This window comes from Enterococcus sp. 7E2_DIV0204 (assembly GCF_002140855.1).
GTDB classification, from domain to species: Bacteria; Bacillota; Bacilli; order Lactobacillales; family Enterococcaceae; genus Enterococcus_L; species Enterococcus_L lemimoniae.
The window spans coordinates 1,535,172-1,554,120 of sequence record NZ_NGKY01000001.1; the positions used below are offsets into that span (position 1 = coordinate 1,535,172).

At 39.1% G+C, this 18,949-nt stretch carries 17 protein-coding genes and 1 pseudogene; 17 read left to right on the forward strand and 1 reads right to left on the reverse strand.

What is annotated here, in order from left to right; translation table 11 throughout:
- Window positions 1–13 precede the first annotated feature (13 nt).
- The 8 genes from def to A5819_RS07180 all read left to right on the forward strand — a co-directional run bounded on the left by def (window position 14) and on the right by A5819_RS07180 (window position 8,263).
- Complete coding sequence (gene def / locus A5819_RS07145) at window positions 14–508, forward strand: peptide deformylase (protein WP_086277939.1); 495 nt, start codon at window positions 14–16, stop codon at window positions 506–508.
- The gene (fmt, locus tag A5819_RS07150; protein ID WP_086277940.1) at window positions 501–1,442 is read left to right on the forward strand and encodes a methionyl-tRNA formyltransferase; all 942 of its coding nucleotides are present in this window, start codon (window positions 501–503) and stop codon (window positions 1,440–1,442) included. The genes def and fmt overlap by 8 nt, the downstream gene beginning before the upstream one ends.
- 5 nt (window positions 1,443–1,447) lie before the next feature.
- Window positions 1,448–2,812: a 16S rRNA (cytosine(967)-C(5))-methyltransferase RsmB gene (gene rsmB / locus A5819_RS07155; protein ID WP_086277942.1), complete on the forward strand. Its 1,365-nt coding sequence runs from the start codon at window positions 1,448–1,450 to the stop codon at window positions 2,810–2,812.
- A gap of 15 nt (window positions 2,813–2,827) precedes the next feature.
- The gene (locus A5819_RS07160) at window positions 2,828–3,577 is read left to right on the forward strand and encodes a Stp1/IreP family PP2C-type Ser/Thr phosphatase (RefSeq protein WP_086277943.1); all 750 of its coding nucleotides are present in this window, start codon (window positions 2,828–2,830) and stop codon (window positions 3,575–3,577) included.
- The gene (gene pknB / locus A5819_RS07165; protein WP_086277945.1) at window positions 3,574–5,766 is read left to right on the forward strand and encodes a Stk1 family PASTA domain-containing Ser/Thr kinase; all 2,193 of its coding nucleotides are present in this window, start codon (window positions 3,574–3,576) and stop codon (window positions 5,764–5,766) included. Before A5819_RS07160 ends, pknB begins: the two co-directional genes overlap by 4 nt.
- Before the next feature lie 293 nt (window positions 5,767–6,059).
- The gene (gene rsgA / locus A5819_RS07170; protein ID WP_086277947.1) at window positions 6,060–6,959 is read left to right on the forward strand and encodes a ribosome small subunit-dependent GTPase A; all 900 of its coding nucleotides are present in this window, start codon (window positions 6,060–6,062) and stop codon (window positions 6,957–6,959) included.
- 12 nt (window positions 6,960–6,971) lie between these two features.
- Window positions 6,972–7,622, forward strand: a complete 651-nt coding sequence (gene rpe, locus A5819_RS07175) for a ribulose-phosphate 3-epimerase (protein WP_086277949.1) — start codon at window positions 6,972–6,974, stop codon at window positions 7,620–7,622.
- Entirely contained in the window at window positions 7,622–8,263 is a 642-nt protein-coding gene (locus A5819_RS07180; RefSeq protein ID WP_086277951.1) for a thiamine diphosphokinase, read from the forward strand. Before rpe ends, A5819_RS07180 begins: the two co-directional genes overlap by 1 nt.
- A gap of 43 nt (window positions 8,264–8,306) precedes the next feature.
- On the opposite strand, the gene rpmB is transcribed toward A5819_RS07180, so the two are convergent.
- Window positions 8,307–8,495 (reverse strand): 50S ribosomal protein L28, encoded by a 189-nt coding sequence (rpmB, locus tag A5819_RS07185; RefSeq protein WP_010761898.1) that lies wholly within the window; start codon window positions 8,493–8,495, stop codon window positions 8,307–8,309.
- A 266-nt stretch (window positions 8,496–8,761) separates the two neighbouring features.
- Between rpmB and A5819_RS07190 the strand changes: the two genes are divergently transcribed.
- The 9 genes and pseudogenes from A5819_RS07190 to A5819_RS07230 all read left to right on the forward strand — a co-directional run bounded on the left by A5819_RS07190 (window position 8,762) and on the right by A5819_RS07230 (window position 18,939).
- Window positions 8,762–9,124, forward strand: coding sequence for an Asp23/Gls24 family envelope stress response protein (locus A5819_RS07190; RefSeq protein WP_086277953.1), 363 nt, complete (start codon window positions 8,762–8,764; stop codon window positions 9,122–9,124).
- A gap of 205 nt (window positions 9,125–9,329) precedes the next feature.
- Complete coding sequence (locus tag A5819_RS07195) at window positions 9,330–11,003, forward strand: DAK2 domain-containing protein (protein ID WP_086277955.1); 1,674 nt, start codon at window positions 9,330–9,332, stop codon at window positions 11,001–11,003.
- A 161-nt stretch (window positions 11,004–11,164) separates the two neighbouring features.
- Window positions 11,165–13,207: pseudogene (gene recG / locus A5819_RS07200) on the forward strand (ATP-dependent DNA helicase RecG); the annotation flags it as partial.
- Window positions 13,208–13,444: 237 nt separating this feature from the next.
- Window positions 13,445–14,443, forward strand: a complete 999-nt coding sequence (plsX, locus tag A5819_RS07205; protein WP_086277958.1) for a phosphate acyltransferase PlsX — start codon at window positions 13,445–13,447, stop codon at window positions 14,441–14,443.
- Between the two features lie 143 nt (window positions 14,444–14,586).
- Window positions 14,587–14,826 (forward strand): acyl carrier protein, encoded by a 240-nt coding sequence (gene acpP / locus A5819_RS07210; protein WP_010761893.1) that lies wholly within the window; start codon window positions 14,587–14,589, stop codon window positions 14,824–14,826.
- A 244-nt stretch (window positions 14,827–15,070) separates the two neighbouring features.
- On the forward strand, window positions 15,071–16,096 hold the full coding sequence (locus A5819_RS07215; protein ID WP_086277960.1) for an ABC transporter ATP-binding protein: 1,026 nt from the start codon (window positions 15,071–15,073) through the stop codon (window positions 16,094–16,096).
- Entirely contained in the window at window positions 16,096–17,040 is a 945-nt protein-coding gene (locus A5819_RS07220; protein WP_086277962.1) for an ABC transporter ATP-binding protein, read from the forward strand. The genes A5819_RS07215 and A5819_RS07220 overlap by 1 nt, the downstream gene beginning before the upstream one ends.
- Entirely contained in the window at window positions 17,040–18,002 is a 963-nt protein-coding gene (gene opp4B / locus A5819_RS07225; RefSeq protein ID WP_086277963.1) for an oligopeptide ABC transporter permease, read from the forward strand. Before A5819_RS07220 ends, opp4B begins: the two co-directional genes overlap by 1 nt.
- Window positions 18,003–18,033: 31 nt before the next feature.
- On the forward strand, window positions 18,034–18,939 hold the full coding sequence (locus A5819_RS07230; RefSeq protein WP_010761889.1) for an ABC transporter permease: 906 nt from the start codon (window positions 18,034–18,036) through the stop codon (window positions 18,937–18,939).
- Window positions 18,940–18,949: the final 10 nt, after the last annotated feature.

Genomic DNA, 18,949 nt, shown 5'->3' on the forward strand with positions numbered 1-18,949 from the left:
GAAAGGAAACTCTATGCGCTATCCTATAGTGATACACCCTAATGAACGCCTAAAACAAAAAGCAAAACCGGTGACAATGATCACGGATGAAACAGTGAAACTTCTAGAAGATATGTACGAAACGATGATCGCCCATGATGGGATTGGTCTAGCAGCGCCACAAATTGGGAAAAACTTGCAATTAGCAGTGATCGAAGTGGATGATGAAACTGGTTTATTTGAGTTGATCAATCCTGAAATCATCGAGCGAAAAGGCACAGATATCGATGTGGAAGGCTGCTTAAGTATTCCAGAAACCTATGGCACAGTTGAACGAGCAGATGAAGTAACCGTTCGTTACTTTGACCGTGAAGGACAGGAGATCGAAGTGACCGCCTATGGTTATCTCGCTAGAGCATTTCAACATGAAATCGATCATCTAAATGGTGAATTATTTATCGACAAAATCATTGATCCAATCAAACCAGAAGATTTAGATGCATATATGGAGGAACATTTAGATGACTAAATTAATTTTTATGGGAACACCCGCATTTTCAGTCCCGATTTTAGAAGGATTAATCGAAAACGGTTATGAGATTCAAGCAGTCGTGACGCAGCCAGATCGCCCCGTTGGACGTAAAAAAGTAATTACGCCAACACCTGTGAAAGAAGCGGCAGTCAAACATGGATTACTTGTTTTACAGCCGGAAAAAATCTCAGGTTCACCTGAAATGGAAAAAATTATCGAACTTGCGCCTGATCTGATTGTGACAGCCGCTTTTGGACAATTTTTACCAGAGAAAATTTTAACTGCGCCAAAACTGGGAGCAGTCAATGTTCATGCGTCATTGTTGCCAAAATATCGTGGTGGAGCGCCTGTTCATTATTCGATCATTGAGGGAGAAAAGGAAACAGGTGTCACGATCATGGAGATGGTGAAGAAAATGGATGCTGGAGATATTCTTTCTCAAAAAGCGATTCCAATCACTAAAACAGATGATGTTGGGACGATGTTTGATAAATTAAGTCTTGTGGGGAAAGAATTATTGCTGGAAACATTGCCTAAAATTTTAGCTGGTGAAATCACGCCACAACCTCAAGATGAAAATGAAGTAACGTTTTCTCCGAATATCACGAGAGAACAAGAACAAATCGATTGGCATAAAACAGCGGAGCAAGTCGACAATCAAGTACGCGGTATGCGCCCGTGGCCGACAGCTTTTACTACCTATAATGGAATCAATTGGAAATTATGGGATGTTACCCCTTTGGATGAAACGACAAATGACGTTCCAGGAACGATCATCAAACGTAGCAAAAAGGAATTATGGATCGCCTGTGGAGAAGGGACCGTTCTTTCTGTCAACACGATTCAGCCATCCGGCAAAGGAAAATTATTTATCCAAGACTTCTTAAATGGCGTCGGTAAAACAGTCGCAGAATCAGATAAGGTGGGCTAGTCAAGATGGGAAAGAAAATACCAGCAAGAGTAAAAAGTTCTGTCCGCTATGTGGCATTAAGAACGATTGAGCGCGTTGATAATGGCGGTGCCTATTCAAATTTATTATTAAACGAAATGATCAATAAGTCTGCTTTAGGAGAAAAAGATAGTCGCCTATTCACAGAACTAGTGTATGGCACGATCAGCCGAAAATTGTTATTAGAATATTATCTAACGCCATTTATTACCAACCCTAAAAAAGTCGATAGTTGGGTGAAAAATTTACTGAGTTTATCAATCTATCAATTAGTCTTTTTAGATAAAATTCCTGATCACGCCATCATCAATGAAGCTGTTGAAATCGGGAAACACCGAGGCAATGTTGGTATCGGTAAATTTGTGAACGGTGTACTTCGGGCATTTCAACGAGAAGGAGCACCAAGTTTAGACAATATCAAAGATCCTGTCGAACGCCTATCAGTAGAAATCAGCATGCCCAAATGGCTGACGGAAAAGTTAATCAAACAAATGGGATTGGAAGAAACAAGAAAATTAGGGTTGTCGCTTTTTGAAAAAAGTCATGTTAGTGGTCGTGTGGATACACGTGAAATCAGCATTGAAGATGCGTTGAAGGTTTTACAAGAAGACCATATCGAAGCCCAAGCTAGTCAAGTTTCCCCTTATGGTGTGGTTGCGGATAAAGGCTTTTTAGCCGGAAATTACTTGTTTGATGCAGGGAAATTGACAATCCAAGATGAAAGCTCGATGCTTGTTGCCCCAGCCATGCAAATCGAAAAAAATCATGTAGTTTTAGATGCTTGTGCGGCGCCTGGTGGTAAAACGACACATATCGCAACATTCCTTGATGCAGCGCAAGGCGGTCGTGTGAAATCTTTAGATATTCACGATCATAAAATCAAGTTGATCAAACAAAACGCTGATCGTCTCCATGTAAAAGACGTCGTAGACACTGAAAAATTAGATGCACGCAAAGTTGGAGAAGAATTTCCAGCAGAATATTTTGATCGGATTTTAGTAGATGCACCTTGCTCTGGATTAGGGTTGATGCGTCGTAAACCAGATATTAAATACAATAAAGCAGCACAAGATTTTGATCAATTACCTAAAATTCAATTAGAAATTCTTGAAAGTGTTGCCCCAACGGTAAAACAATGCGGTATAATGGTCTATAGCACATGTACGATTGCCGAAGAAGAAAATCAAGAAGTTGTTGCAGCATTTTTACAAAAACATCCAGAATTTAAAAAAATAGATGTCAGTGTTAGCGAGGCTGTAGAGCCTTCTGTGCATGAGCAAATGCTCACGCTATACCCGCATCAATTAGGCACGGATGGATTCTTTATTTGCTGTATGCAGAAATTTTGTTAAACGAGGTGAAGCATAGTGGAAATCAATTTTCAATCAGATGTCGGACGGAAACGCAATACCAATCAGGATTATGCTGGTTTATTTGAGAACCAATCAGGAGTTTCTCTAGCTATTTTAGCAGATGGAATGGGCGGTCATCAGGCAGGAGATGTAGCGAGCCAGATGGCAGTCAATAATCTTGGTGAACGCTGGCAGGAAAGTCTAATCGATACATCAGAAAAAGCTGCCCAGTGGCTGATCAAAGAAATTCAAGATGAGAATGAAATGATTTATGAAAAAGGTCAGTCTCGCCCAGAATATTTAGGAATGGGGACGACGATTGTTAGCGCCGTTTTACTTGATCAATCATTTGTGTTGGCGAATATTGGTGATAGCCGAGCTTATTTAGTTCGTAATGGTGAATTGCGCCAACTAACAGAAGACCATTCTTTAGTTAATGAACTAGTAAAATCTGGCGAAATTACTCGCGAAATGGCGGCCAATCATCCACGTAAAAATGTTTTAACACGTTCATTAGGCATGCCACGGATGGTAGAAGTCGATGTTGCTAACCATCTTTGGGTACCAAATGACTATATTTTGCTATGCTCAGATGGACTGACAAACATGGTTTCAGAAGAGGATATTCTGGCTACTTTACTTTCAGATAAAACATTAAATGAAAAAGTTGAAACACTGATTGCAACTGCTAACGAAGCAGGTGGGGCGGACAACATCACTGTCTTAGTGATCCATTTTGACGAACAGAAGGAGGAAAACCAATGATCGAAATCGGCAGAAAATTGAATGGTCGATATCATATTATTGGCAATATCGGCAGTGGCGGTATGGCAAATGTGTTTTTAGCACATGACTTGATTTTAGATCGTGACGTAGCAGTTAAAGTGTTACGTTTTGACTTTCAAAATGATCAAGCCGCGATTCGCCGCTTTCAAAGAGAAGCCCTAGCCGCTACCGAATTGGTTCATCCAAATATCGTCAGTGTCTATGATGTAGGCGAAGAAGATGGGTTACAATACTTAGTAATGGAGTATGTGAAAGGGATGGATCTAAAACGATTTATTCAAACACAATACCCGATTCCTTATGCAAAAATTGTTGATATCATGGAACAAATTTTATCAGCAGTTTCACTAGCGCACGAACATAGAATTATTCATAGAGATTTAAAGCCACAAAATATTTTGATGGATGAAAGTGGTGTTGTTAAGATCACCGATTTTGGGATCGCCATTGCCCTAACGGAAACATCTATCACTCAAACCAATACAATGCTAGGCTCTGTGCATTATTTATCTCCTGAACAAGCTCGTGGCAGCATGGCGACCAATCAGTCGGATGTTTATGCAGTTGGGATCATCCTATATGAGATGCTAACAGGTAACGTGCCATTTGATGGAGAGTCAGCTGTAACGATTGCCTTGAAACATTTCCAAGAAGAGATGCCTTCAGTTAAAACAGTTGATCCTAATATCCCTCAATCCTTGGAAAATGTGGTATTACATGCAACAGCTAAAGACCCAGCTGACCGCTATAAAACGGCTGAAGAAATGTCACGTGATTTATACACTGTATTGGCTGCTAACCGTTTGAATGAACCTAAATGGCAACCAACAGGATTGATGGGTGAAACCAAGATCCTAACGCCGATCACAGACGAAATGGCGATGCCCTCTTCCTTCAATTCGATGGAAACACCTCCAGAAGAGCGGAATGAGCATGAAGAGATCGAAGAACAGGAAGCGGCCGCAAAGAAGAAAAAAAAGAAGAAGAAACGGATAGTCATCGTAATGATTTTATTAGCATTAACGTTGATTATTGGCGGATTATTCTATTTTGCAGGACGCGGCAGCAGCGAAGTCAAGGTACCAAATGTTGAAGATAAAACAGAAACGCAAGCGCGTAGTATGTTAGAAGATGCTGGTCTGGAAGTTAAAGCAGAGGTAAAGCAAATACAAAGTGACGATATTGAAGAAGGAAAAGTGGTCAAAACAGATCCTGAGATAGGTTCGACGGTTAAGAAAAATCGTGAAGTTGAGCTATATATCAGCTCTGGAAATAAAAAAATCAAGTTAGCTGATGTTACAGGCGACAGCTATAAAGACGCTATTGAAAAACTCGGTGAACAAGGGTTTAAAGAAAGCCAAATCAAAATCGTAAAAGAGACAGATTCTAAAGTAGATGAAGACAAAGTCATTAGTCAGACGCCGAAAAAAGGGGAAGAAGTTGACCCGAAAACAGATGAAATCACATTGGTTGTCAGCAAAGGACCAGATGATATCTATTTAGCTGACTATGCAAGCTTAGGCTATAGTTATAATAATGCAGTAACGGAATTGTTGAGTTACGGGATCAAAGAAAGCCAAATCACTCGAGTAGATCGACCAAGTGATACAGTGGCTAAAGATTTAGTCATGGAACAAAATCCAGCAGCGGGTAATCCATTTAATCCTAAAAAAGGGAAAATCACATTGACTGTTAGTTCTGGACCAGATAAAACAACAACGACTAGTTCTGAATCAAGTACAGTAGTTTTAGGAAGTTATGCTGAAAGTTACACGTATGATAACGCCGTCAATGCTTTGACTAGTTTAGGAATTAAACAAAACCAAATTTCAAGAGTTGATGAAGCAAGTGACTTACCTAAGGGAACTGTTATCTCACAAGATCCAGGTGCAGGTGCGACCTTTGATCTTAAAAATGGCAAAATTACATTAAAAGTGAGTTCTGGCCCAAGTAATGTTAGCGTTCCAAACGTTATGGATCTTTCGCAAGCAGATGCTAAGGCACAAATAGAAAGTAGTGGTTTGAAGTATATTCAGGGATCTGGAGATGCTTCAAAAGGTAAAGTGATTAGTGTATCGCCAAGCGTTGGTGATAGTGTTGCTAAAGGCACCTCTATTACTGTTAATTTCTCAAGCGGAACTGACTCAACAGGTAATAACAATAGTTAGAAAATAAGTTGAAGCCCCTAAAATCCGAATAAACGGTATGGGAAAGTCAGGCACTCCATTTCATTTCGATCACATCAATCTTCAAGTATCAAAGATACTAAGAATTGAAGGCTTCGACAATTTACTAAAAACCGCACAATGCGTTTTATGCATTGTGCGGTTTTTAATTCAATTGCTCAAGCCTAAACGACTTTTGCTACAACCTCTTTTTTTATAAAGAATATTGATTTATCTTGCCCTGCGTTTAGCTTTTCTTCAACCTATGGTAAAATGAAACCAATAGAGACGAGGAGGTGGCATTTCTGAAAGGTCAAATCAGAAAAGCATTAAGCGGTTTTTACTACATTTATGCAGATGGTGCAACATTTCAAACTAGAGCACGTGGGAATTTTCGGAATCGAAATATCACACCGTTAGTGGGGGATGAGGTGATGTTTGAAAGTGATAATCCAACAGATGGTTATTTGCTTGAAGTTTTTCCAAGACATAATGAATTAGTGCGTCCACCAGTCGCAAATGTGGATCAAGGTGTGGTCGTTATGAGCATGGTCGAACCTAATTTTTCTTATAACTTGTTGGATCGCTTTTTAGTTACATTAGAAGATAAAGGAATCGCTCCGATCATTTATTTGACAAAAGTTGATTTACTGAACGATACAGAGAAGGTCAGTGTCGCAGCTGTTCAACATGTCTATGGAAAAATCGGTTATCCTGTAATTGCTGCAACGAAAACGAATGACGACGAAGCAGTTCGGACTTTGGAGCAGTATTTTCCTGAACGTTTGACTGTTTTTATGGGGCAATCTGGTGCAGGGAAATCAACCTTACTAAACAAAATATCTCCCAATCTACAGCTAGCTACTGATGAAATTTCTGAATCATTAGGCCGTGGGAAACATACTACACGTCATGTGGAACTGTTGCCATTGTATGATGGACTAGTCGCAGATACGCCTGGATTTAGCTCAATCGACTTTTTAGAGATGGAAGCAACAGAATTACCTAAACAGTTCCCAGAATTTGTAGAAGCTTCAGCATCATGCAAGTTTCGTGAATGCATGCACCGCAAAGAACCTAATTGTGAAGTGAAAAGACGCGTAGAAGCTGGGACAATTGCGCAAACACGTTATGATAATTATCTGCAGTTTTTACTAGAAATAGAAAATCGCAGACCAATTTATAAGAAAAAATAAGGAGTGACTTTAATGAAACTAGCACCATCGATTTTAAGTGCCGATTTTGCCAATTTAGAAAGAGATATTCAATTAGTCGAAAAACTAGGAGCAGACTACATTCATGTGGATGTGATGGATGGTCAGTTTGTACCGAACATTACCTTAGGACCTAATGTGGTTTCAGCAATTCGACCAGTGACAAAATTACCACTGGATGTTCATTTAATGATTGTTCAGCCGGAAAACTATATTGAAGCTTTTGCTAAAGCAGGAGCCGATATTATCACCGTTCATGAAGAATCAACACCACATATCCATCGTGCTATTCAAATGATCAAAGCCTCAGGTGTGAAAGCAGGCGTTGTGATCAATCCAGGTACACCGTTGTCAGCGATTGAATATGTGCTGGATTTAGTCGATCAAGTCTTGATCATGACGGTCAATCCAGGATTTGGTGGACAATCGTTTATTGAAAGTTCATTAGATAAAATCGCTCAATTAAAAGAGTGGAAAGAAACGAAAGGCTATACGTATGATATCGAAGTTGATGGCGGTATTGTGCCAGAAACAGCTAAGCTTTGTAAAGAAGCAGGTGCCAATGTCTTTGTGGCAGGTTCTTATATTTATGATTCAGAAAGTCCAAGAGATCGTATTGATGCATTGAGAGCTGTGTTAAATTAATGAATATTTTGCTTGTGGCTGGCGGTTCGCCGGATGAGTGGCCGCAGTTTGACCCGAAAGAGTTTGACTATTTCGTGGGTATTGATCGAGGCAGTTTATATATCGTAGAACATGGCTGGGTATTGAACTTAGCAGTGGGAGATTTTGATTCTTTAACGCAGGGTGAGCAAGAACGGGTTCAAAAACAAGCGCAAAAATTGGTACAAGCGCAAGCGGAAAAAGATGATACTGATACTCAATTGGCTTTGGCACTGACGGTTGAATCATTTCCAAACGCTGAAATAACGATTATTGGTGCAACGGGTGGTCGCCTGGATCATTTTTTAGCTAACTTATGGTTACCCTTGGAACCACGTTTTCAAGCATTTGCGGGTCAAATAAAGGTAAAAGACCAGCAAAATAGTATTGCCTACTATCTTCCTGGCAGCTATATCGTGAAGCAAGAAACGGGTATGAATTATTTAGCTTACTGTTGTTTTACACCAGTTAAGAATCTGACGTTAACCGAAAGTAAGTATACGTTGGATCATGTAGATGTAGAGATTCCAACTTCTTATGCAAGTAATGAGTTCGTGGGAGCAACTGCTGGAGTGTCATTTGATACTGGAATGATAGCGGTGATCCAAAGTCGCGATAAATAAAAAAGCTGAACGGCATGCCGTTCAGCTTTTTGTTTACGTTCTATTAAACACGCTCGATTTTACCAGATTTCAAAGCACGAGTTGACACCCAAACTTTTTTAGGTTTACCGTCTATTAATACACGAACTTTTTGCAAGTTAGGTTTAACAGTACGTTTAGTAGCGTTCATTGCATGTGAGCGGTTGTTGCCGCTGCTTGTCTTACGACCAGTAAAATAACATACTTTTGCCATTTTTAGTTTCCTCCTTTGCTTTGATCTCGGAGCGATAGTTTTCAGCTCATACTAACTTAATTTATCATAGAAAGCAGTTTTTTGCAAGAAGATTTTCAAATCAGTTTGACATTTTCACACAAACGATGTAAATTATACAATTATTGGCAAAATAGATGAGACGCTCTATAATTATCTAGATAAGTTCCTTTTCATTGAGGTACGGCTATGTTAAAATATTATAGAAGAAAATTGGGCAATTGTGCTCTTTAAGGAGGCTTTCATCAATGGCTGTAAAAATCAAAACACCAGCAGGCACCATTGAGATTACCAATGAGGTTATTGCCACGGTCGTTGGCGGTGCTGCGACAGATATCTACGGAATCGTCGGTATGGCTAGTAAAAACCAAATCAAAGATAATTTAAATGGCATTTTGCGTAAAGAAAATTATTCTAAAGGTGTTGTCGTACGTCAAGAAGAAAATGGCGTTGCGGTCGACGTATATACTATTGTAAGTTATGGAACAAAAATTTCTGAGGTTTCTAGAAATGTACAAGAAAAAGTAAAATATAACCTTGAAACACTACTAGGCGTGACGTCTAATTCTGTCAACGTATTTGTGCAAGGTGTTCGTGTGTTGCCTGACTAGGTAGCCAGCTGCTAGCAAGAGTTTAGCTGGACTTGATCGTTTCACTTTTTATTGATCTAGCTCCACGAACCAGACCTCTCAACAAATAGATAAAATGCCGAAAAGACAAAAAGCATCTTTCCTGCATTTTCCTAATTTGTTCGAGGGCTAAGCGGTTCGTTTCGCTTTTCTATGCAGCAGTGAATCTCAAAGGAGGATTTTTTAGGTGAATGTAACAGAAATCAGTGCAAGTCAGTTCCAAGAGATGGTTCAGGCAGGTGCGAGTCGTTTGCATGTGAATGCAGAGTATGTCAACTCATTGAACGTTTTCCCTGTACCCGATGGTGATACAGGAACAAATATGAACTTATCTATGACGAGCGGAGCGAAAGCTGTAGCCGATTCTCGTTCTGAGAAAGTCGGAGAATTAACAACTATTCTTTCAAAAGGATTATTGATGGGCGCTAGAGGAAATTCTGGTGTTATCTTATCACAATTGTTCCGTGGTTTTTCTAAACAAATTCCAGATGTTGTGACGCTAAACGCAAAAGATTTAGCCGCAGCCTTTACTCATGGTGTTGAGACTGCCTATAAAGCAGTAATGAAACCAGTAGAAGGAACAATTTTGACTGTTTCCCGTGAAGCTGCTCGTTCTGGTGAACGTAAAGCGAAAGAAACCGATGACTGTATTGAAGTGATGGAAGCCGTTGTGAAAGGTGCTAAACGTGCTTTAGCCAAAACGCCTGATCTTTTACCAGTCTTAAAAGAAGTCGGTGTGGTCGACAGTGGCGGTCAAGGTTTGTTATTTATCTATGAAGGCTTCTTAGAAGCTTTGTCTGGTGAATTTTTAGCAACAGAAGTTTATGAGCCAAGTCCTGGTGAGATGGATGAAATGGTTAATGCGGAACATCACCGTGGTGTCAGCGGACATGTTGCAACTGAAGATATCAAATTCGGTTATTGTACAGAAATCATGGTTCAAATCGGTGAAGGTCCAACTGTAGACAGCGACTTCGATTATGAAACATTCAGAAACTATTTAAACGAATTAGGGGATTCTCTACTTGTTGTAAATGACGATGAAATCATTAAAGTCCACGTCCATACAGAACATCCAGGTGAAGTGATGAACTACGGACAAAAATTCGGTTCATTAGTGAAAATCAAAGTCGATAACATGCGTTTACAGCATGAAACATTAGTTGAACACGATGCCAAAGCAGCGGTTGCTCAAAAACCACGTGTTCCATTTGCAGTGATTGCAATTGCAGCAGGTGAAGGTGTACAAGCATTATTCCGTAGTCTTGGCGCAAGCTACATCATCAGCGGTGGGCAAACAATGAATCCTAGTACTGAAGATATCTTGAAAGCTGTTAAAGAAGTCAATGCGGATCAAGTTATTATTTTACCTAACAACAAAAATATCTTCATGGCAGCTGATCAAGCAGCAGAAGTAGCAGATATTCCAGTAGTGGTTGTTCCAACAAAAACAATCTCTCAAGGAATGACAGCAATGCTTGCATTTAATGATCAACAAACACTAGAAGAAAATAAAAAAACGATGACAGAAATGATCGAAAGTGTAGTCAGCGGGCAGGTAACAACAGCTGTGCGTGATACAACGATTGATAATGTTGAAATAAAAAAAGACGACTATCTAGGAATGATCGACGGTAAAATCGTAGTTTCTGAACCAGATATGTTTAAAGCATCATTGGGCACACTAAAACGCATGATCGATGAAGATACAGAAATCGTCACGATTATTGTGGGTGAAGAAGGTACAATGAAAGAAGCTGAAAAATTTGTAGAAGCATTGACTGCTGAATATGAAGATCTAGAAACAGAACTTCATGAAGGTGGACAACCAGTTTACCCATACCTGTTTTCAGCTGAATAATAGATGACTTATCGAAGCCAGACACTAGTTGTTTGGCTTTTTCTATATAAAATAAAAAAAAGAGCGATACTATTCGTATTTAATAGATGATACTTGTCTAGCTTTATGAGCCAGACGTTCAAAAAAACAAACAGCGTAGTCCGCTTTTAAAGTCAGGAGGGAATTCAATGAACTTGTCAGATGACATTGGCATGTTAACAGGTGTTGGTCCAAAACGTGCAGAGAATTTAAAAGAATTAGGTATCCGGACAATAGAAGACTTATTGTCTTACTATCCGTTTCGTTATGATGACATCCAAGAAAAAGAATTAAATGGAATTCAAGACCAAGAAAAAGTTACTCTAAAAGGATTAGTAGTATCGGAGCCAGTCGTGAGTCGCTATGGGTACAAAAAAAGTCGAATGATGTTTCGGATGATGCAAGATCACGCTGTGATTAACGTTTCCTTCTTTAACCAGCCATATTTAAAAGATAAAATCGTGATGTCCGAAGAAATTGCAGTTTATGGTAAATGGGATGCAAAACGAAAATCATTGAACGGCATGAAAATTTTAGCCGCAAAAAATGATGGAGAAGACTTTGCGCCGATTTATCATGTAAATAAAAAAGTTCGGCAAAGTAGTTTGATTCAGTTGATTCGTGTAGGATTTGAAAAATATGGCGACCTTATTCAAGAAATTCTACCAGAAGAGTTATTGGAAAAATATCGTTTAATGCCAAGAAAAGAAGCGATGTTTGCTATGCACTTTCCAAGTGATCCCGAAGAAAGTCATCAAGCAAAACGACGAGTAGTTTTTGAAGAATTCTTCCTATTCCAATTAAAAATGCAAGGGTTAAAAAGACAAGAAAAAGCGGAACAAAATGGTTTGGTCATCCAGTATGACGTGGATCGTCTAAAATCATTTACCCAGAAGCTGCCATTTGAATTGACTGCGGCCCAAAAAAAAGTAACGAATGAAATTTGTCGGGATTTAATGAGTCCAAATCATATGCAGCGTTTACTGCAAGGAGATGTCGGAAGTGGGAAAACAGTTGTAGCAGCTATTGCTTTGTATGCCACGATGACAGTAGGGTTTCAAGGGGCTTTGATGGTGCCGACAGAGATTTTAGCACAACAACATATGGAAAGCTTACAACAGCTCTATGATCCCTTAGAAGTACGGACAGCGTTGCTAACAGGCTCGACAAAAACCAAAGAGCGTCGAGAGATCCTTGAACAATTAGCAACAGGTGAAATCGATATTATCATTGGTACTCACGCATTGATCCAAGAAGACGTTTTATTTCATCGCTTAGGCTTAGTAATCACAGATGAACAGCATCGATTCGGTGTGAATCAACGTCGGATCCTAAGAGAAAAAGGCATGAAACCAGATGTGTTATTTATGACAGCAACACCGATTCCGAGAACGTTAGCTATCACAGCTTTTGGTGAGATGGATGTCTCGATCATTGATGAAATGCCTGCTGGTCGGATTCCTATAGAAACTCGTTGGATTCGTCCGCCGCAATTAGATACGGTTTTAGAATGGATGGAAAAAGAATTGGCTCGTGGGCACCAAGCATATGTAATCTGTCCGCTGATTGAAGAGTCTGAAGCACTAGATGTTAAAAATGCCACAGAAATTTTTGAACATATGTCTGCTTTTTTCAATCCTACTTATCAAGTTGGTTTACTTCATGGTAAAATGAAAAATCAAGAAAAAGAAGAAATCATGCAGGAGTTTAAAGAAAATAATCTACAGCTCTTAGTTTCGACAACTGTAATTGAAGTTGGAGTTAATGTTCCTAATGCTACGGTGATGCTGATCATGGATGCTGATCGTTTTGGTTTGGCCCAATTGCATCAACTTCGTGGACGTGTTGGACGAGGATCGGATGCATCCTATTGTATCTTAGTTGCCAACCCTAAAAATGAAATGGGTGTGGAACGGATGAAAATCATGACAGAAACGAATAACGGCTTCGTGTTAAGTGAAAAAGATTTGGAATTAAGAGGGCCAGGAGAAGTATTTGGTGCCAGACAATCAGGTGTTCCACAATTTGCCGTGGGAGATATTGTGACAGATTTTAATATTCTTGAAGTTGCTCGCCAAGAAGCTAGTGTTATTTGGAAAAAGGAGCAGTGGTGGATTTTGCCGGAGTATCAAGGCGTTGCTGAGAAGATCAAGCCAGATGATGGCGAGCAGCAGTTTTTTGATTGATATTGTTGAGAAATAGAATTTGCTTTTCACTGAATTTTTCTGTCAGAGCTAAGCGACTCATTCCGCTTTTCGATGATCCAGCTCCACGAGCCAGACCTCTCAACAAATAGACAAAATGCTGAAAAGATGAAGGGCATCTTTCCATCATTTTCCTAATTTGTTCGAGGTCTAAGCGGCTCGTTCCGCTTTTCAATATGTTATACTACTTATTGTAATTTACCTAGGAGGGACTATGTTATGAAGATTGCAGTAGATGCAATGGGTGGCGATCATGCGCCGCAGGCTATTGTTGAAGGCGTGATGTTGGCCAAACAGGATTTTCCAGATATTGAGTTTTTACTTTATGGAAAAGAGCCTGAAATTAAAAAATATGTAACAGATGTAACAAACATTACGATTATCCATACGGATGAGAAAATCGATAGCGATGATGAGCCAGTTAAAGCGATTCGTCGTAAGAAGACAGCTTCAATGGTATTAGCTGCGCAAGCAGTAAAAAATGGGGAAGCGGATGCGATTTTTTCTGCAGGGAACACTGGTGCGTTATTAGCTGCTGGATTATTTATCGTTGGACGAATCAAAAATGTAGAACGCCCAGGATTGATGTCAACATTGCCAGTGATTGGTCAACCAGACGGTGGGTTTGATATGTTGGATTTAGGTGCAAATGCCGATAACAAACCTGAACACTTGGTTCAATATGCTGTATTAGGTTCTTTTTATGCTGAAAAAGTTAGAAACATCAACAAACCTCGTGTAGCACTTTTAAATAACGGTTCTGAGGAAACAAAAGGCAGTGAGTTAACGAAGAAAGCCTTTGAACTACTTTCAGAAGAAGAAAGCATCCATTTTATTGGTAATGTAGAGGCACGGGATTTATTGAGCGGAGCAGCCGATGTGGTTGTGACGGATGGTTTTACAGGGAATGCTGTATTGAAATCGATTGAAGGTACTGCTTTAAATATGATGGGTCTTCTAAAATCATCGATCCTTGCAGAAGGGTTTAAAGGAAAAATGGGTGCCTTGCTTTTAAAAAATGCGTTGCGCGGTATGAAAGATGAAATGGATTACTCGAAACATGGTGGAGCAGTTCTTTTTGGCTTGAAAGCACCAGTCGTTAAAACCCATGGATCAACAGGTCCAGAGGCTGTTCGATATACGATCCGCCAAATTCATACAATGTTGAAAACAGAAGTTGTACCCCAATTAGTCAGCTATTATGAAACGAAAGAATAAGCCGTTTCGCAACCTGTTTGCAACCGCATTGTAATGCTATTGCAAAAAAAGATGGACAAATCGATCAATTGTGAGTACAATGTATCATAGCGTTTAACTCAATCGTGAGGAGCGCTTTTCAAAAGCAGTGGAGGTGAATACAGTTGACTCGTGAAGAAGTACTTGAAAAAGTAGCGAAGATTATCTCAAACCACTTTGATATTGAAGCTGAGAAAGTGACAGATCAATTAAACATTAAAGATGACTTGAATGCAGATTCGATTAGTGTAATGGAATTTGTTTTAGAGCTTGAAGATGAGTTTGGTACAGAAATTTCTGATGAAGACGCAGAGCAAATTGAAACAGTAGGTGCCGCTGTAGATTATATTATGAACAACTTATAAGGTGAAATGAAAAAAAGTGAAACAAAACAAATCCTGTTTTGTTCCACTTTTTTGTTTATTTAGAAAAATTTACATTACCAAAATGTTGCAATTTTTACAAATTTTATATACAATTGCTTAAATATGAGTACAATGAGAATATGGGTTTATTAAAAACGATTACAATGAGGAGAGGAAGAATAATTATTAAAAAATGACGTTTTTTTAATAAGTTTTCCTGTTGTGATAAGTTATTTAACCGAATATGGAGGAGTGTTTTAAAGTGAGTGACGGTAATCAATTGTTAGACGTTCAACATCTGCATACAGGTTTTCGTATCAAAGACGAGTTCTATGATGCAGTTGATGATGTGTCATTTGAATTAGGAAAAAATGAAATCTTAGCTATCGTTGGGGAATCAGGTTGTGGGAAGAGTACATTAGCTACAACGATTATTGGTCTCCATGATGCCAATAATACCCGTGTAACGGGAGAAATTCTTTATAAGGATTTAAATTTAACAACGTTTAACGAGCAATTATATAACAAAATTCGTGGTAATGATATCGGCATGATCTTTCAAGATCCGTTGTCAGCGTTAAATCCTTTGATGCGTATTGAAGATCAGATCAAAGAAAGCTTGACCTATCATACGGATATGAATGCGGAGCAAAAACAAGCTCGCGTGATCGAGCTCTTGACCCAAGTGGGTATTCCTAATCCTGAGCGAGTAGGGAAGCAATATCCTCATGAGTTATCTGGAGGAATGCGACAACGTGTGATCATTGCAATCGCTATTGCATGTAAACCAGCTATCATTATTGCTGATGAACCGACAACAGCATTGGATGTAACGATTCAAGCACAAATTTTGGACTTACTTAAAGACTTGCAAGAAGAAACTGGTTCAGGGATCATTTTGATTACCCATGATTTAGGTGTGGTAGCTGAAATGGCTGATAAGGTAGCAGTGATGTATGCTGGGCAATTTGTAGAAGTTGCGACAGCTGAAGAATTATTCAATAATCCCAAACATCCATACACGCGCTCGCTTTTACAGTCTATTCCGCAAGAAGATTCAGATGATAGTCAGTTACATGTGATCGAGGGGGTCGTTCCTTCATTAAGTAAATTACCAAGAGAAGGATGCCGTTTTGCACCAAGAATTCCTTGGATTTCAGAAGATGCTCATGAAGCAGAACCAACATTGCATGAAGTGTCAGAGGGCCATTTTGTCCGCTGTACATGTTATCAGGATTTCCATTTTAGAGACGATCAGGAGGAAGTATAATGACAGAAATCATTCAAATCAAAGACTTGAAAGTTCATTATCCAATCCGTAGTGGTTTCTTTAATAGAGTAACGGATCATGTGCTGGCAGTGGATGGCGTTGATTTTATTATCGAAAAGGGTAAAACATATGGTTTGGTTGGTGAATCTGGTTCAGGGAAATCGACCACAGGTAAAGCTATCATTGGGCTAGAGAAAGTGACTAGCGGTAGTATTTTATATCAAGACCAAGATGTGACGAAAGCTCATAATCGCAAAGCGATGAAATATAATAAAGATGTTCAAATGATTTTTCAAGATTCGATGTCTAGCTTGAATCCAAAGAAACGAGTATTGGATATTATTGCTGAACCGATTCGCAATTTTGAACGATTAAGCGACCAAGAAGAAAAGAAAAAGGTCAAAGGCCTATTGGATATCGTTGGGATGCCGGAAGATGCGCTGTATAAATATCCTCATGAATTCTCAGGCGGACAACGTCAGCGTTTAGGTGTAGCTAGAGCCGTAGCAACGAATCCTAAATTGATCATTGCTGATGAACCAGTTTCAGCTTTAGATTTATCGGTTCAAGCCCAAGTACTAAATTTTATGAAAAATATTCAAGAGGAATATGGGTTGAGCTATTTATTTATTTCACATGACTTAGGTGTGGTTAAACATATGTGTGACAATATTGCGATCATGTATAAAGGTCGTTTTGTTGAAATTGGTACGCGCCAAGATATCTATACAGATCCACAACATATTTATACCAAGCGTTTATTATCAGCGATTCCTAAAATTGACGTTGCGCATCGTGAAGAGCATAAAGCACAGCGTCGCCAAGTAGAAAAAGAATATATTGAGAATCAAAAAGACTATTACGATCAAAATGGTCGTGTGTATGACTTGCGTACAATCAGTGATACACATCAAGTAGCGTTAAAAGATGGAGGTGCAATCTAATGTGGAAGACGATTTTACGGCGTGTACTCTTTATGATTCCTCAAATCTTGATTTTAAGCGTCTTGATTTTCATGTTAGCTAAAATGATGCCAGGGGATCCCTTTACAGGATTGATCAATCCAAATACAGATCCAGCTGTTATTGAGAAAATGCGTGAGTCAGCTGGGCTGAATGATCCGTGGACAACACAATATGTTCGTTGGATCATAAACGTTTTTCACGGTGATTTTGGTGAGAGTTTCATTTTCAAATTACCTGTATCAACATTGATCGGCAGTCGTGCTGTAAATACGATTCTGCTATCACTCGTAACCGTAGTAATCATGTACGCTATTGCGTTACCGTTAGGTGTTTTATCAGGACGCTACCAAAATTCTATTTTAGATAAATTTGTAGTGATCTATAATTTCTTCAGTTTTGCGGTACCGCCATTTATCTTTGCACTCGTTATGCTATTCATTTTTGGTTACCGTTTAGATTGGTTTCCTACAACGGGGTCGATTTCCAGTGGTGTCGAGCCAGGGACAGGTGCTTATATTTGGGATCGATTCTATCATTTGATCTTACCAGCACTCTCTCAAGCACTTCTTGGAACAGCGATTACGATCCAATATTTACGAAATGAGGTCATTGATTCTCAGTCATTGGATTATGTTCGGACTGCTCGCTCAAAAGGGGTGCCAACCAATAAAGTTTATACACGACATATTTTCAGAAATGCTTCTTTACCAATTGTTTCTCAATTAAGCTACGAAATCACAGCGTTGATCAGTGGCTCAGTCGTTATTGAAAAAATCTTTGGTTACCCAGGTATTGGGAAATTATTTATCGACTCGATCGGACAACGTGATTATGCAGTAATCACAGCCTTAGTATTGATTTTAGGAGTTGCAACACTTGTCGGAAATCTGATTTCAGATATTGTGATGAGTCTTGTAGATCCAAGGATTCGGGTTCAATAGAAAATCAATTTTAAGGAGAGGAAGAGACGAGATGGATAAAAATAAAGAAAATGCAGCAGTTGCTGTACCAGAAACGATCCCTCCAATGGGATTTAGAATGATCGCAAGAGAATTCAAAAAAGATAAATTAGCGATTTTCTCACTAGTGTTGTTAGTAGCCATTTTATTGGTTGTTTTTATCGGTGCTTTATTGACCGATCAAGACAAAGTAATGACCGTTAGTATTTTAGATAAATATGCCGAGCCTGGTGGGAACTTTATACTAGGTGCTGATGAAGGCGGACGTGATGTATTGGGGCAACTGATTATTGGTGCCCGTAATTCTGTTGTGATTGGGTTTGCCATCACTATTTTGACTTCGATCATCGGTGTAGGTATCGGTATTGTTTCAGGTTATTATGGTGGAATGTTTGATAATGCAGTGATGCGTGTGGTTGACTTTATCATGATCTTACCGATTATGATGATCATCATTGTGTTTGTTACGATCATTCCTAATTATAATGTTTGGTCTTTTGTGGGAATCATGAGTGCTTTTTACTGGGTCGCTAAAGCGCGGCTATTTAGAAGTAAAACGTTATCTGAGGTTCGCAGAGATTATGTCAGTGCTTCAAAAACGTTAGGAACAAGTGATTTTAAAATTATGTTTCGTGAAATCATGCCGAATCTAAGTTCATTGATCATCACCAACTTAACGATCAACTTTGCGGCAAATATTGGGATCGAAACAACACTGACGTTCTTAGGTTTTGGTTTGCCGACAAATGTACCGAGTCTTGGAACATTGATCGGATACGCCAGTAATGGCGATGTTTTAGCAAATAAAACATGGATCTGGGTACCTGCATCAGTACTGATTTTAGTCATGATGTTATGTATAAATTATATTGGCCAAGCGTTTAAACGTTCAGCAGATGCTAGACAGCGTTTAGGTTGAGAAGAGGAGG

Coding starts and splice junctions, on each gene's coding strand:
- rpmB (WP_010761898.1), bottom strand. CDS start 8,495: ATGGCAAAAGTATGTTATTTTACTGGTCGTAAGACAAGCAGCGGCAAC.
- A5819_RS07230 (WP_010761889.1), top strand. CDS start 18,034: ATGGATAAAAATAAAGAAAATGCAGCAGTTGCTGTACCAGAAACGATC.
- A5819_RS07220 (WP_086277962.1), top strand. CDS start 16,096: ATGACAGAAATCATTCAAATCAAAGACTTGAAAGTTCATTATCCAATC.
- rsmB (WP_086277942.1), top strand. CDS start 1,448: ATGGGAAAGAAAATACCAGCAAGAGTAAAAAGTTCTGTCCGCTATGTG.
- A5819_RS07215 (WP_086277960.1), top strand. CDS start 15,071: ATGGAGGAGTGTTTTAAAGTGAGTGACGGTAATCAATTGTTAGACGTT.
- fmt (WP_086277940.1), top strand. CDS start 501: ATGACTAAATTAATTTTTATGGGAACACCCGCATTTTCAGTCCCGATT.
- opp4B (WP_086277963.1), top strand. CDS start 17,040: ATGTGGAAGACGATTTTACGGCGTGTACTCTTTATGATTCCTCAAATC.
- A5819_RS07190 (WP_086277953.1), top strand. CDS start 8,762: ATGGCTGTAAAAATCAAAACACCAGCAGGCACCATTGAGATTACCAAT.
- plsX (WP_086277958.1), top strand. CDS start 13,445: ATGAAGATTGCAGTAGATGCAATGGGTGGCGATCATGCGCCGCAGGCT.
- pknB (WP_086277945.1), top strand. CDS start 3,574: ATGATCGAAATCGGCAGAAAATTGAATGGTCGATATCATATTATTGGC.
- rpe (WP_086277949.1), top strand. CDS start 6,972: ATGAAACTAGCACCATCGATTTTAAGTGCCGATTTTGCCAATTTAGAA.
- A5819_RS07180 (WP_086277951.1), top strand. CDS start 7,622: ATGAATATTTTGCTTGTGGCTGGCGGTTCGCCGGATGAGTGGCCGCAG.
- def (WP_086277939.1), top strand. CDS start 14: ATGCGCTATCCTATAGTGATACACCCTAATGAACGCCTAAAACAAAAA.